This window comes from Streptosporangium sp. NPDC048047 (assembly GCF_040653115.1).
Taxonomy (GTDB): domain Bacteria; phylum Actinomycetota; class Actinomycetes; order Streptosporangiales; family Streptosporangiaceae; genus Streptosporangium.
Map to the genome: position 1 here is coordinate 1 of NZ_JBEZNH010000098.1, position 13,467 is coordinate 13,467.

At 70.7% G+C, this 13,467-nt stretch carries 8 protein-coding genes; 4 read left to right on the top strand and 4 right to left on the bottom strand.

Annotation, left to right across the window (positions count from 1 at the left end):
- Nucleotides 1-384: 384 nt before the first annotated feature.
- Nucleotides 385-1,851, bottom strand: a complete 1,467-nt coding sequence (locus tag AB0D67_RS38075) for a phosphodiester glycosidase family protein (RefSeq protein WP_362947002.1) — start codon at nucleotides 1,849-1,851, stop codon at nucleotides 385-387.
- 304 nt (nucleotides 1,852-2,155) lie between these two features.
- Between AB0D67_RS38075 and AB0D67_RS38080 the strand changes: the two genes are divergently transcribed.
- Entirely contained in the window at nucleotides 2,156-2,305 is a 150-nt protein-coding gene (locus tag AB0D67_RS38080; RefSeq protein ID WP_362947005.1) for a hypothetical protein, read from the top strand.
- A 100-nt stretch (nucleotides 2,306-2,405) separates the two neighbouring features.
- Here the strand turns inward: AB0D67_RS38080 and AB0D67_RS38085 are convergent, their stop codons facing one another.
- Complete coding sequence (locus AB0D67_RS38085; protein ID WP_362947007.1) at nucleotides 2,406-4,031, bottom strand: PucR family transcriptional regulator ligand-binding domain-containing protein; 1,626 nt, start codon at nucleotides 4,029-4,031, stop codon at nucleotides 2,406-2,408.
- 218 nt (nucleotides 4,032-4,249) lie between these two features.
- Here AB0D67_RS38085 and AB0D67_RS38090 point away from each other — a divergent pair, with 218 nt between their 5' ends.
- The gene (locus tag AB0D67_RS38090; protein ID WP_362947010.1) at nucleotides 4,250-8,491 is read left to right on the top strand and encodes a HAMP domain-containing protein; all 4,242 of its coding nucleotides are present in this window, start codon (nucleotides 4,250-4,252) and stop codon (nucleotides 8,489-8,491) included.
- A gap of 115 nt (nucleotides 8,492-8,606) precedes the next feature.
- Here AB0D67_RS38090 and AB0D67_RS38095 read toward each other — a convergent pair whose 3' ends face one another.
- Nucleotides 8,607-9,368: a hemerythrin domain-containing protein gene (locus AB0D67_RS38095; RefSeq protein ID WP_362947012.1), complete on the bottom strand. Its 762-nt coding sequence runs from the start codon at nucleotides 9,366-9,368 to the stop codon at nucleotides 8,607-8,609.
- A gap of 174 nt (nucleotides 9,369-9,542) precedes the next feature.
- The gene (locus AB0D67_RS38100; protein ID WP_362947014.1) at nucleotides 9,543-10,331 is read right to left on the bottom strand and encodes a TetR/AcrR family transcriptional regulator C-terminal domain-containing protein; all 789 of its coding nucleotides are present in this window, start codon (nucleotides 10,329-10,331) and stop codon (nucleotides 9,543-9,545) included.
- Nucleotides 10,332-10,385: 54 nt separating this feature from the next.
- Between AB0D67_RS38100 and AB0D67_RS38105 the strand changes: the two genes are divergently transcribed.
- Together AB0D67_RS38105 and AB0D67_RS38110 are read left to right on the top strand one after the other, a co-directional pair.
- On the top strand, nucleotides 10,386-11,900 hold the full coding sequence (locus tag AB0D67_RS38105; protein WP_362947016.1) for an MFS transporter: 1,515 nt from the start codon (nucleotides 10,386-10,388) through the stop codon (nucleotides 11,898-11,900).
- A 216-nt stretch (nucleotides 11,901-12,116) separates the two neighbouring features.
- Nucleotides 12,117-13,418, top strand: a complete 1,302-nt coding sequence (locus AB0D67_RS38110) for an aspartate aminotransferase family protein (RefSeq protein ID WP_362947018.1) — start codon at nucleotides 12,117-12,119, stop codon at nucleotides 13,416-13,418.
- Nucleotides 13,419-13,467 lie beyond the last annotated feature (49 nt).

Here is a 13,467-nt window from a genome sequence, read left to right on the forward strand (position 1 = left end):
GATGGTACTGCACCGGGGACGGTGTGGGAGAGTAGGTCGCCGCCGGACAATCTTTCATGGGAAGGGCCGTTCTCTGGCTTCGTCAGAGAACGGCCCTTTTCGTGTTTGTCGGGCTTTCGGGGGTTCCCGGGTTTCGGAGGTTTCGGGGTTCTGGGGTTCTGGGGTTCGGCGGGGTTCTGGACGTTCGTCGTCCGGGGCCCCGCTTTTTCGTGTGCCTGTTTTCCGGGTGTGGGGAAGGGCCGTCCCCGGGTGGCCGGGAACAGAAAAGGGCCGCTTCCCCGGTGAATCCGGGGAAGCGGCCCTTTTTGCGTTATCGGGGTTCTGGACGGTCGCCGCCTGGGATTTCGCTTTTTCGCGTCCGTTCCCCGGCCGGCCCCGTACGAATCACGGTGCGATGAAGAGGGCGTCGCCCACGGTGCGTTCCCTGCCGTCGGACGGGCGGTTGACGACCTTGTGGCCGACGACCATCGCGGACGAGCCGCCGCCGTCGAAGTTGACGGCCTGCTTGGCGCCGAGCCAGCGCATCAGCTGTGCCGCCTCCACCATCGAGGCGCCGACGCTCACCCCGGGATCGCGGCCGTCGACCGTCGCCACGATCAGCCCTCCGGACCTGCCGATGCCCACCAGCGTGCGCGGATGGCGGCGGAGCATCATGTTGACCGACGCCTGCCCGTCGGCCTTGGCGGTGATCTGTACCCGGCCGTTCCTGACGAGGCCGACACCGCCCCCCATGATGTACGTCTCGGGAGTGAGGGGGACGCCCCTCCCGGTCCGCAGGTCGATCACCTTGTTGTCGATGCTCATCGTGGACCCGTCGGGAGCGTACGACAGCAGCCACTCCGCCATGCTCCCGGTTCCGTGGAGGACGGAGGATCCGCGGGGGACGGCGCCGCCGGCCGCGCGGGCGGTGACCTTGCCCTGGGCGTCGATCACGACCTCGGCGCCGCCGTCGGCCGCGGTCTTGGCGCCGAACTCCTGGGTGTAGAGGACCAGTTCGTCGGGGCCGGCGGCGCGGTTGATGCCCTTGACCTCGGCTCTGGCCCCACCCGAGGAGGCGGCGGTGGTCACCGACTTCAGCTCGGTGATCCGGGCCCTGCGTCCGTTGAGCACCAGCCCGCTGCGGCCGGCCACCGCCTCGCTGAGCAGCCTGCCGCCCACCACGGAGACGCCCATGGGGTCTCCCTGGAGCTGCTTCGGCGTGTGGATGTTGAAGAAGCCGCCGTTGACCCCGGCGATGGCGTTGAGGCCCTTGGCCATCGAGCTGGTCGTCTCGCGCTTGGCGACGCTCACGCCGACGCTGGTCTTGAAGGATCCCCGGAAGAGCTTGGGGTCGACCATCAGCACGTGCATCTTCCACGGGCCGGTGGTCTCGGCTCCGTCGTCGGCGAGGTAGTCGGTCTTGGCCTTGATACCGGCTTCTTTGAGGTCCTTGACCATCTTGTCCGCACCGGCGCGCTGCTTGAACGCCCACTCCCCGATGCGGACCATGTACCGCTCCACCGCCGGGGCGTCGGCCGCGGCCGGCTGGACGATCCGTACCACGACGGGGGTGAACCCCGCGGCGGAGGCTTCCTCGGCCTTGAGCTGCGCGGCCTGGAGGGTTCCGTCGTCGTGCCCGTTGGGCATCAGCAGCGACACCGTCCAGCCCTGCGTGGAGCTGCCGTGCGCCACATCGAACAGCCGGACGCCCCGGCTCACCTCCCGCTGGTTCTTGGTCAGGGGGCGGCCCTGCTCCTGCCCCAGGGGGAAGGCCGATGTGGGGAGTGTCAGGCTCGTCTGTTCCGCGTGGGCCGGGACCGCGGTGGCGGCCAGTGCGATGGCGGAAAGCCCGACGATGATACGTCGCGACATGTGCGTGTTTCTCTCTCCCCGTTGAGGACCGGACTCCGGTGCACCATCGTGCCGAAGATCCACACAGCCGGGGGAGCGAAACACGCAAAAAGCCATGAGAAAGTCGGAGAAAGCATCGGGTCATCCACCGCGCCGCCGTAGGGAACGTCCGGAGCCCCGGTACGGTTCCGCCGCGGGAGCCGGCCGTGCTGGTCAATAGGGGTCAGTCCCCGCGGTTTCGCTGCGGGCGTGGGAGGGCGGCGTTACGGTGCAGTAGCCGCATTCCCTCAAGGCCGGGCGGCACAAGTTGCGAGAGGCAGCCGTCATGGGGCTGAGCATTCTCATTGTGATCATCGCGAGCATGGTCCTCGGTTTCATCCTCGGCGTGGTCATGGCGCGACCGCGGCGCTGGGACCTGTACGTCTGCGCCGACGACACCGTTCACGCCGAGACCGGGCCCGACGGGCCTTCATAGGCGGGCGCGGGCCGTACGGAGTCTGGGTCCCGTACGGCCCGCGCCGCACCCTGGACCGGACCTGGGAAGGCGCGGTCCCCGCGGTTCCAGTACGGGCGTTTCAGCCGCGGGGCTTGTCTCTCCTGAACGACTCCAGGGCCAGCAGGGCGACGTGGAGGGAGAGGCAGGACTCGACGTCGTCCAGGTCGGTGTCGAGGATGCGTTCCAGGCGGTGGAGCCGGTCGTAGAAGGCGGGCCGGGACAGGTGGGCCCTCTGGGCTGCGACGGCCTTGTTGCGGCCGGAGTCGAGGTACACCCGCAGGATCCCCGTCAGGTCGCCGCCGCGCTGGGCGTCGTGGGCCAGCAGGGGGCTGAGCTCGCGTTCGGCGAAGGTCTGCAGCCGGGCGTCGTCTCTGAGCAGGTGCAGCAGGCCGCGCAGCCGCAGGTCGGGGAGACGGTAGAAGGGGCGGCCGTCGGGCTGGCGGAAGGCGACGTCGGCGACCTGCTCGGCCTCCAGGAAGCTTCGCCGTACGTCGCGGAGGGACTCGACGTCCGAGCCGGCGGCGAGGACGAACGGTGCGGTGAACGCCGTGCGCAGGCGGTCGGAGAGCGTGGTCAGCGCCGACTCGACCGGGGTGCGGGGCGGCAGTGGGAGCAGGACGCCGACGCGGTTCTGGTCGAGGACGCCGACCAGGGCGGGCAGCCGGGCGTCGCGGCAGGCGGCCGCGGCGGCCTCCGCGAGATCGCCGAGCCTGGCGAGCTGTTCCTGGCCGTCGAGGGGGTTCTCCGACGCCTCGGCCAGCCGCAGGACCACGCTGACCAGCCTGCGGCCGGTCAGCGGCACCCCGACCGCACGAGCGCGGGCCGCCGCCTCGTCGGGGTCGGCGTAGGCGTGGGAGAGGATTCCGGCGATGATCGTGCCGTGCGCCTGGCGTTCCAGTGACTCCTGGTGACGCTCCAGCAGGCGGCCCAGGGCGAGGGTGGTGGCGGCGCGTTCGGCGAGCACGATGTCACGGGGGTCGGGCTGGGCGTCGCACAGCATGATCAGGCGTCCCCAGTCCTGGCCCCGGGCCCCGACCATCGTGACCAGCCAGCCGGCGGCGTCGTCGTAGGCGGTGCGCCGGCCGGGGGCGACCGCCCGGGACCGCGTCTCCCAGCTCGCCAGCAGCGTCCCGGTGTCGCGTCCGGCGGTGTCGCAGGCGAGGACCTGGTGGGCGAGGTTCTCCAGGAGGACGGGCCGCCCGGACAGCCGGGCGACCTGGCGGAGGACCTCGGCGGGGGAGGCGCCCTCGACCGAGAGCTCGGTGAACACCTCGTGAAGCTGCTCGGAGGCGCGCAGCTCCTCCAGCTGGATGTCGATGATCCGGGCGTGAACCGACTCGGTGATTTGCACGAACGGCGTCTCGCGGCCGAGCGTGATCAGCGGCAGGCCGTGCTTCTCGGCGGCGTTGACCACGCTCCTGGGCAGTTCCCTGACGAACTTGCGGCCCAGCTCCACGATCAGCCCGGAGGCGCCGACGGCGGCCAGTTCGGCGATGTAGTCGGCGAGCCGGTCGGGGTCGTCGGGAAGGGCGATGCCGGTGGTGAGCACCAGTTCCCCGCCGCGGAGCAGCTGGGCGATGTCGGTGACCTCTCCCACGTGCACCCACCGCACGCGGGTGTCCAGTCGGTCGGCTCCCGCGACGACACGGGGGTTGCCCCGGCGGACGGTGTCGAGGGCGAGCACGTCGGCGATCGTAGGGAGCACCCACCGAGGTTATCTGATCAGCATGTAAATACGGATTGCCGGTGCTTTACAGGATGTTTCGTGACATTGTGCAGTTAACCGCTTCCGTGACGCCGGTGATGGTCTCACCGGGCCACCGGGGCAGGCAACGCCGTACCCGTTCCGGGAATTCCGCGGTGTGGTACCCATAGGGCCTGAGGTCGCTTGACCCTTCCCTGGCAGAAGAAGCGATGGTGGACATGGTCGACACTTCAGGCACGGACGGTCGCGGAGCGGCCCGGGGCGCTTCCGGCGTGGAGGAGCTGGATCTCCGCCAGCTGCTCGCCGGTCTCACGGCGGTGCGCGACGGCGACTTCGGGACGCGGCTGCCGGACGACGGCGACGGGCTCCTCAAGGAGATCGCCACCGTGTTCAACGGCATGGTGGACCAGCTCTCCCTGTTCACCTCCGAGGTGACGCGGGTGGCGCGGGAGGTGGGCACCGAGGGGCAGCTGGGCGGCCAGGCCGAGGTGCCGGGCGTCTCCGGCACGTGGAAGGACCTCACCGACTCGGTCAACGCCATGGCGGGCAACCTCACCGCCCAGGTGCGTTCGATCGCCCAGGTCACCACGGCGGTGGCCCGGGGAGACCTGTCGCAGAAGATCACGGTGGACGTCCGGGGTGAGATCCTGGAGCTGAAGAGCACCATCAACACGATGGTGGACCAGCTGTCGTCGTTCGCCGACGAGGTGACGCGGGTGGCGCGGGAGGTGGGCACCGAGGGGCGGCTGGGCGGCCAGGCCGACGTCAAGGGCGTCGCGGGCACCTGGCGTGACCTCACCGACTCGGTGAACTACATGGCCGGCAACCTCACCGATCAGGTGCGCAACATTTCGCAGGTGGCCACGGCGGTCGCCCGCGGCGACCTGTCGCAGAAGATCACCGTCTCGGCGCGCGGTGAGATCCTGGAGCTGAAGAGCACCATCAACACGATGGTGGACCAGCTGTCGTCGTTCGCCGACGAGGTGACGCGGGTGGCGCGGGAGGTGGGCACCGAGGGGCGGCTGGGCGGCCAGGCCGACGTCAAGGGCGTCTCCGGAACCTGGAAGGCGCTCACCGAGTCGGTCAACGTCATGGCCGACAACCTCACCGCCCAGGTGCGTTCGATCGCCGAGGTCACCACGGCGGTGGCGCGGGGAGACCTGTCGCAGAAGATCCGGGTGGACGCTCGGGGCGAGATCCTGGAGCTGAAGGAGACCATCAACACGATGGTGGATCAGTTGTCGGCCTTCGCCGACGAGGTGACGCGGGTGTCGCGGGAGGTGGGCACCGAGGGCAACCTCGGCGGGCAGGCCACGGTCCGGGGCGTCTCCGGCACCTGGAAGGACCTCACCGACAACGTCAACGTCATGGCGGGCAACCTCACCGGCCAGGTGCGTTCGATCGCCCAGGTGGCCACGGCGGTGGCCCGCGGCGACCTGTCGCAGAAGATCACGGTGGAGGCGAAGGGCGAGGTCGCCGCGCTCGCGCAGACCATCAACACCATGGTCGACACACTGAGCGCCTTCGCCGACGAGGTGACGCGGGTGGCGCGGGAGGTGGGCACCGAGGGGCAGCTGGGCGGCCAGGCCCGGGTGCCCAACGTGGCCGGCACCTGGAAGGACCTCACCGACAACGTCAACTCGATGGCCGGGAACCTGACCAACCAGGTGCGCAACATCGCGCAGGTCACCACGGCGGTCGCCCAGGGCGACCTGACCAAGAAGATCGACGTCGACGCCCGGGGTGAGATCCTGGAGCTGAAGACGACGATCAACACGATGGTGGACCAGCTGTCGTCGTTCGCGGCCGAGGTGACGCGGGTGGCGCGGGAGGTGGGCAGCGAGGGTCGGCTGGGCGGCCAGGCAGAGGTGGAGGGCGTCTCCGGCACCTGGAAGCGGCTGACCGAGAACGTCAACGAGCTGGCCGGCAACCTGACCCGCCAGGTCCGCGCCATCGCCGAGGTGACCAGCGCGGTGACCTCGGGGGATCTGACCCGCTCGATCACCGTGGACGCCTCCGGTGAGGTGGCCGAGCTCAAGGACAACATCAACTCCATGGTGAAGTCCCTGCGGGAGACCACTCTCGCCAACCAGGAGCAGGACTGGCTGAAGTCGAACCTGGCCCGCATATCCGGCCTCATGCAGGGCCACCGCGACCTCGCCGTCGTGGCCGAGCTGGTGATGAACGAGCTGGCCCCGCTGGTCTCGGCCCAGTACGGCACGTTCCTGCTGGCCGAGGAGACACCCGACGGCCCCGAGCTGCGGGTGGTCGGCGGCTACGGGCACCGGGAGACCGACCGCCGGCACCGTTTCGGCGACTCGCTCGTCGGGCAGGCCGCGCTGTCCAGACGGCCCATCCTGGTGGAGGACGTCGCGCCGGGATACATCACCGTCGCCTCCAGCCTCGGCGCGGCCGCCCCGGTCGGCATCATCGTGCTGCCGGTCGTCGTCGAGGACCAGGTGCTCGGCGTGATAGAGCTGGCGAGCCTCAACCGCTTCACGAAGGTGCACCGGGCCTTCCTGGAACAGCTCGCCGGGACCATCGGCGTCAACGTCAACACGATCGTCGCCAACGCCCGGACCGACTCCCTGCTGGCCGAGTCGCAGCGCCTCGCGGTCGAGCTGCGGATCGGCCAGGAGGAGCTGCAGCGCTCCAACGCCGAGCTGGAGGAGAAGGCCGAGCTGCTGGCCCGGCAGAACCGCGACATCGAGACGAAGAACAAGGAGATCGAGCAGGCCCGCCAGGAGCTGGAGGACCGCGCCAAGCAACTCGCGCTGGCCTCGAAGTACAAGAGCGAGTTCCTGGCCAACATGAGCCACGAGCTGCGCACCCCGCTCAACTCGCTGCTCATCCTCGCCCAGCTCCTGGCCCAGAACCCGGCCCGAAACCTGACCGCCAAGCAGGTGGAGTACGCCAACGTCATCCACTCGGCCGGCACCGACCTGCTCCAGCTCATCAACGACATCCTCGATCTGTCCAAGATCGAGGCAGGGAAGATGAACATCACGCTGGAGCCGCTGGACCTGCGCCGGCTCCTCGACTACGTCGAGGCGACCTTCCGCCCGCTGACCACGGAGAAGGGCCTCAGGTTCGACGTGACCGTCGCTCCGGACGTGCCGGAGGAGCTGCTGGTGGACGAGCAGAGGCTCCGGCAGGTGCTGCGCAACCTGCTGTCCAACGCGGTGAAGTTCACCGAGACGGGGTCGGTGGGGCTGCGCATCGAGCGGCCGACCGGCACCGGGCTTCCGGGGATCCCCCGGCAGGATGTGCTCGCCTTCCACGTCACCGACACCGGCATCGGCATCGCCGAGGAGAACCTCTCGCAGATCTTCGACGCCTTCCAGCAGGCCGACGGCACGACCAGCCGCAAGTACGGCGGCACAGGGCTGGGCCTGTCGATCAGCCGGGAGATCGCCACGCTGTTCAACGGTGAGATCCGGGCGGTCAGCGTCCTCGGTGAGGGCAGCACCTTCAGCCTCCTCCTGCCGATCGCCGGTGTCGCGACCGAGGCGGCGGCCGTCCGGCCCGCCCCTTTTCCCGTACCCGGCGACCGGCCCGCCCCGGAGACGGCCGCGGCGGGCCCCTCTCCCGCGGCCGGCGCGGCGCAGGGGGCGGAGAGGCGCCGTCTGCTGGTGATGGAGTCCAGGCCGAACGGCCTGCTCTCCCAGATCGCCGAGAGCGCCGTCGCCGACCTGAGTGCGACCCACGGACCGGTCGTGGTCTCCACCGCCGGCGACCCGGCCGCCGCGATCGACGTCCTGAAGGGCGCCGTCCACCACTGCATCGTGCTCGACCTGGGCATGCGGCAGGACGGGGCCGCGGAGTTCCTGCGGCTGCTCGACGAGGACCCGGTCCTGCGGGAGTTGCCGGTGCTCGCCCACCACACCCGCACCCTCACCAGGCCGCAGGAGAACCTCCTCAAGGGGCGGTCCAACACCCAGCCGCTGGAGCGCATCCCCAGCCTCGACGAACTGCGTGAGCGCATCGCCCTGCACCTGTCGGCGCACGCGCCCGGCGACGTGCCGCCGCTGGTGCAGCCCAGCCTGGAGGAGCACCCCCGGGCGATGGACGACGCGGACACCGTGCTGGTGAACCGCAAGGTCCTGGTCATCGACGACGACGTGCGCAACGTGTTCGCGCTGACCAACATCCTGGAGCTGCACGGTATGGAGGTGCTCTACGCCGAGAACGGACGCAAGGGCATCGATGTGCTCTCACGCAACGAGGACATCGGCCTGGTCCTGATGGACATCATGATGCCGGAGATGGACGGCTACGCCGCCACCGCGGCCATCCGGAAGATGCCGCGCTTCGCCGACCTGCCGATCATCGCGGTGACCGCCAAGGCCATGCACGGCGACCGGGAGAAGACCCTGGCGGCGGGCGCCAGCGACTACGTCACCAAGCCGGTCGACTCCCAGGAGCTGATCTCCCGTATCCAGCAGTGGATGGGCCTGTAAGGCCCGCTTTCCACGTGTGTCTCCCCGTCCCGGGCATCCGGGAAGGGGAGACACACGGGCGGGACCCGGGATCCCGCCGCGGCGGGCGCGCGCCCGACTGGCCCCGGCGGACCGCTCACACGCGGGGGGTGAACCGGGTCAGGTCGTGGATGCCGAGGCTTCTTTCGATGTCGGCGACCCGGTTCACCATGTCGGTGAATCCGTCGGGACCGAAGCGGCGGTGCTCGTCCTCCTCGAAGACCTCGCTCAGCTCCAGCAGCTCCCGGGGAGGGAGGAGGTCGCGGAAGGCGGGGAAGACGACGGTGTCCTCACGGGCCTCGTGCGGCTCGTACATCCGGACGAACGCCGCCATGTCGGCGGTCAGGCGGCGGCGGGCCCGCGCGTCCGGAGCCCGGGACGAGCCGGTGGTCTCCAGGATGCGGTCGGTCAGGACACGGCCCCGCCGGTGCTGGAGCTGGAGCGTGTCCACGGTGCCGGTGAGCCGGTCGGCCCGCCGTAGCCTGGGGAAGACGTGCTTCTCCTCGCTTTCCTCGTGGTAGTCCTGGATGAACTCGCGGATGACGCGGGCCCCGTCGTGCAGCTCCCGGGACGGCACGCGTTCGCCGCGGCCGATCCGCCGCATCCCCTCGCGGTACACCAGCAGGACGCGCTTGAGGACGCCGTGCTCGCGCATCAGGTCCTCCGGCGGCGTGACCGGCACCTCCTCGGGGCTCCCGGCCGCCTCCCCGGAGGGTCTTCCCGGCGCGGGGGACGGATCCGCGCCGTCCGCCCGGGCCGCCGCCTGCGGGCCGGTCGCGGCCCCCAGCGCTATGACGGGCAGGCCCAGAAGGTCACGGCGGCGCACCGCCGGGGGCGAGGGATCTCCAACGACGTCCATTCCTGCCGCACCGCCTCGCCGTACTCGCCCGCCCGCGCCGTCGTCCCCCGACGGCGTGCGGTGGGGTTTCTTCCCGCGGGCCATGACGCCACGCCGCGGCCCGGGTAATGCTTCGCCCACGCCCGGCCGCCACCGGGTACGGCCGGCCCCGGGCGGGGCGGCCGGGTGGGGCGGTCAGGCGGGGGAGCCGGGATGCTCGCAGGGGGAGGCGGCCCCGGCACGGCCGGCGGCGTCCGGGCCCGGCGGATGGGCGTCCCCGCGCTCCAGACGGGCGTGGAGGCCGTCGAGCAGGCAGGTCAGGCCGAAGTCGAAGGCGATGGCGCGGCTGGCCTCGATGTCCGTGTCCCTGTACCGGGCGTAGTGCGCGGCCAGGTCGGGGTGGTCGCGGACGGCGCGCTCCGCCACGCTGTGCGTCGTCTCCATCAGCTCCTTGTCGTTCATCCGGGTGGCGCCGAGGGCCGCGCGCCAGGCGATCTCCGGCGTGGTGGCGCCGAGCACGAAGGCCAGCAGCGTGGACCAGGCGTAGTCCACCGCCATGCCCTGGAACCCGGCCCGCTGGAACAGCTTCATCAGCCTGGCCACCAGCGCGACGGCGTTGGGGCCGAGGGAGGGCCTGGAGCCCAGGAGGACGGCCGCCCAGGGGTGGTTCAGGAGGACGGCGCGCACGCTGTGGGCGAAGGCCGAGACGGCCTCGCGCCAGGCCGCGTCCTCGTCGGGCAGGGTGAGCTCGCCGTAGACCTCGTCGAGGGCGAGCTCCAGCAGATCGTCCTTGTTGGCGACGTGCCAGTAGATGCTCGTGGCCCCGGACCCGAGCTTGGCGCCCAGGCGGCGCATGCTGAGCGCGTCGAGGCCCTCGGCGTCGAGCAGTTCTATGGCCGCCCGGACGATCTGGGTCCGGCTGAGCGTCGCGCTCCTGGCGGGCCGCGGCTCGCGGGTCCAGACGGAGCTGAAGGGCTGGTTCACCCCTCCAGCATAAAAGGGTTCGCACGCCGTTCGATTTTGTCGTACGGTGTGCGAGTGGAATCGCACACCGTACGAGCCGAGCCGCACCCCCGCCGCTGGTGGATCCTGGGCGTGCTCTGCCTGAGCCTCCTCGTCCTCGTCATCGACAACACGGTGCTGAACCTCGCCATCCCGTCCCTGATGAGGGACCTGAAGGCCACCCCCGCCGACATCCAGTGGATCATCGACGCCTACGTCCTGGTCTTCGCCGGGCTGCTGCTCACCGCGGGCAGCCTCTCCGACCGCTACGGTCGCAGGCGCTTCCTGATCGTCGGCCTGCTGCTGTTCGGCGGCGCCTCGCTGGTGGCGGTGCTGGTCACCGAGCCCTGGCAGCTGGTCGCCGCCCGCGCGCTGATGGGCGTCGGGGGCTCGATCCTGATGCCGAGCACCCTTTCGATCCTGATCACCGTCTTCGACGACGCCGAGCGCCGCAAGGCCATCGCCGCCTGGAGCGCGGTGGCGATGGTCGGCGTCATCGCGGGTCCCACGCTGGGTGGCTTCCTGCTGGAGCATTACTGGTGGGGATCGATCTTCCTGATCAACGTGCCGGTCGCGGCGCTCGCCGTCGTCGCCGCCGCCGCGCTGCTGATGCCGGAGTCGCGCGGCCCCGCCCGCCGGCTCGACCCGCCCGGCGTGCTGCTGTCGGTCACCGGCATGACCGCGCTGGTCTACGCCGTCATCTCCTCGCCGTCCAAGGGGTGGGCCTCGCCCGAGGTGCTCACCGCCGCCGGGCTGGCCGTGCTGGCGCTCGGCGGATTCGTGCTCTGGGAGCGCCGCAGCGCCCATCCGATGTTGCCGCTGGAGCTGTTCCGCAACCGGAACTTCAGCGGCTCGTCGTTCTCCATCGTGCTGATGTCGTTCGGCGCGGGCGCCCTGCTGCTGATGCTCACCCAGTACCTCCAGTTCGTGCTGGGATACGGGGCGATGAAGGCCGGGCTGGCGCTGCTGCCGTACGCCGTGGCCTCCGCGGTCTTCAACATCCTGGGGGCGGCGCTCGGCCAGAAGGTCAGCAGTCGCACGCTGGCGGCGGCGGGCCTGGCCGTGATGGCCTTCGGCTTCGGGGCCCTCGCCTTCATGACCGCCGACACCGGGTACGGCCTGCTGATCACGGGCCTGATGCTCATGGGCGTCGGCGCCGGGATCGCCGGGCCTGCCGTCTACGCGACGCTGATGGGCGCCGTGCCGCCCCAGCACGCCGGCGTCGGGTCGGCGCTCAACGACACCGTCCAGCAGGTCGGCATGGCGCTGAGCGTGGCCGTACTCGGCAGCGTGCTGGCCGGGGTCTACCGCTCGTCCATGCCGGAGTCGGCGCCCGCCGCGGCCCGGGACTCCGTGGCCGTGGCGCTGCGGCTCGGCGATCCCGGGCTGGCGCGGACCGCCCGGGAGTCCTTCGTCTCGGCGATGGCCTTCGGTTCCTGGGTGGGCGTCGTCTTCACCCTCGCCGCCGCCGTCCTGGCGTTCGTGCTGCTGCGGCCGGCGGTGGCGGCATCGTCGGCCGCGCGTCCCGGCCTCGTGGAGGCGGGCGGCTGACGGCACCCCGGCATCGGCGGTCTCGACCTTCCCGGCGCCCCGGCCTCTCGGCCACCGTGGCTCCTTCTGTCCCGCCCGTATCCCGGGCGGGGCGATGGGGCGGCCCGGTATTACGCCCGGTATTACACACCCGGTATTACACAGTGACGGCTCCGGCCGTAACCTCCCGACAGGTTGCCCGTGGGAGCGGCGGGCAGGAAAAGGGATACTCGACGTATGTCGGACCTCCTCGCGCGCCACCGGGCGGTAATGCCCAACTGGCTGTCCCTTTACTACAACGAGCCCATCGAGATCGTCGGCGGCAAGGGCAACCGGGTCGTCGACGCCTCGGGCAAGAGCTACCTCGACTTCTTCGCGGGCATCCTCACCAACATGATCGGCTACGACGTGGCCGAGGTGCGGGAGGCCGTGGAACGCCAGCTCGCCACCGGTGTCGTGCACACCTCGACGGTGTACCTGCTGCGCGGTCAGGTCGAGCTCGCCGAGAAGATCGCCCGGCTGTCCGGCATCGAGGACGCCAAGGTCTTCTTCACCAACTCCGGGACCGAGGCCAACGAGACCGCGCTGCTGCTGGCGACCTACGCCCGCAGGTCGGACCAGGTGCTCGCCATGCGGCAGAGCTACCACGGCCGATCCTTCGGCGCGATCAGCGTGACGGGCAACCGTTCCTGGAAGAACAGCTCACTGTCGCCGCTGAACGTCCACTTCCTGCACGGCACCGACCGGCACCTCGCCCAGTTCCGCGGGATGTCGGACGCCGACTACATCGCCGCGTGCGTCGAGGACCTGCGTCACGTGCTCGCCACCGCCACCGGCGGCGACGTGGCCGCCCTGATCGCCGAGCCGATCCAGGGCGTGGGCGGCTTCACCATGGCGCCGGACGGACTGTTCGCCGCCTACAAGGAGGTCCTCGACGCCGAGGGCATCCTGTTCATCTCCGACGAGGTGCAGACCGGGTGGGGCCGTACCGGCTCGGCGTTCTTCGGCATCGCGAACCACGGCGTCACCCCCGACATGATGACGTTCGCCAAGGGGCTGGGGAACGGCTTCGCCGTCGGCGGCGTCGTGGCCCGCGGCGACCTCATGGACGGCCTGCACGCGGTCGGCCTGGCCACCTTCGGCGGCAACCCCGTCTCCATGGCCGCCGCCAACGCGACCCTCGACTACGTCCTCGACCACGACCTCCAGGCCAACGCCGCCCGCACCGGCGCCCTGATCATCGACGGGCTCCGCGAGGCCGCGCCGCGACTGCCGGTCGTCGGCGACGTCCGCGGCAAGGGCCTGATGTTCGCCGTCGAGCTGTCCGACCCGGCCACCGGCGAGCCCGCCCCGGCGCTGGCGGCCCGGTTCATGGAGGAGACCAGGAAGGCCGGCCTGCTCGCCGGCAAGGGCGGCCTGCACGGCAACGTCCTGCGCATGGCCCCGCCGCTCACCCTGAGCATGGACGAGGCCGCCGAGGGTCTCGGGATCATCGTCAACGCACTCGAAGTCGTCAACGCAGAGGTCGTCTCGTCGTGAAGAACATCACCCACTGGATCGGCGGAGCAGCCGTCGAGGGCGGCGACGG

Excerpts from the sequence above, each read along its gene's own strand:
- AB0D67_RS38075 (WP_362947002.1), bottom strand. The coding sequence starts at position 1,851 with ATGTCGCGACGTATCATCGTCGGGCTTTCCGCCATCGCACTGGCCGCC.
- AB0D67_RS38095 (WP_362947012.1), bottom strand. The coding sequence starts at position 9,368 with ATGGACGTCGTTGGAGATCCCTCGCCCCCGGCGGTGCGCCGCCGTGAC.
- AB0D67_RS38090 (WP_362947010.1), top strand. The coding sequence starts at position 4,250 with ATGGTCGACACTTCAGGCACGGACGGTCGCGGAGCGGCCCGGGGCGCT.
- AB0D67_RS38110 (WP_362947018.1), top strand. The coding sequence starts at position 12,117 with ATGTCGGACCTCCTCGCGCGCCACCGGGCGGTAATGCCCAACTGGCTG.
- AB0D67_RS38080 (WP_362947005.1), top strand. The coding sequence starts at position 2,156 with ATGGGGCTGAGCATTCTCATTGTGATCATCGCGAGCATGGTCCTCGGT.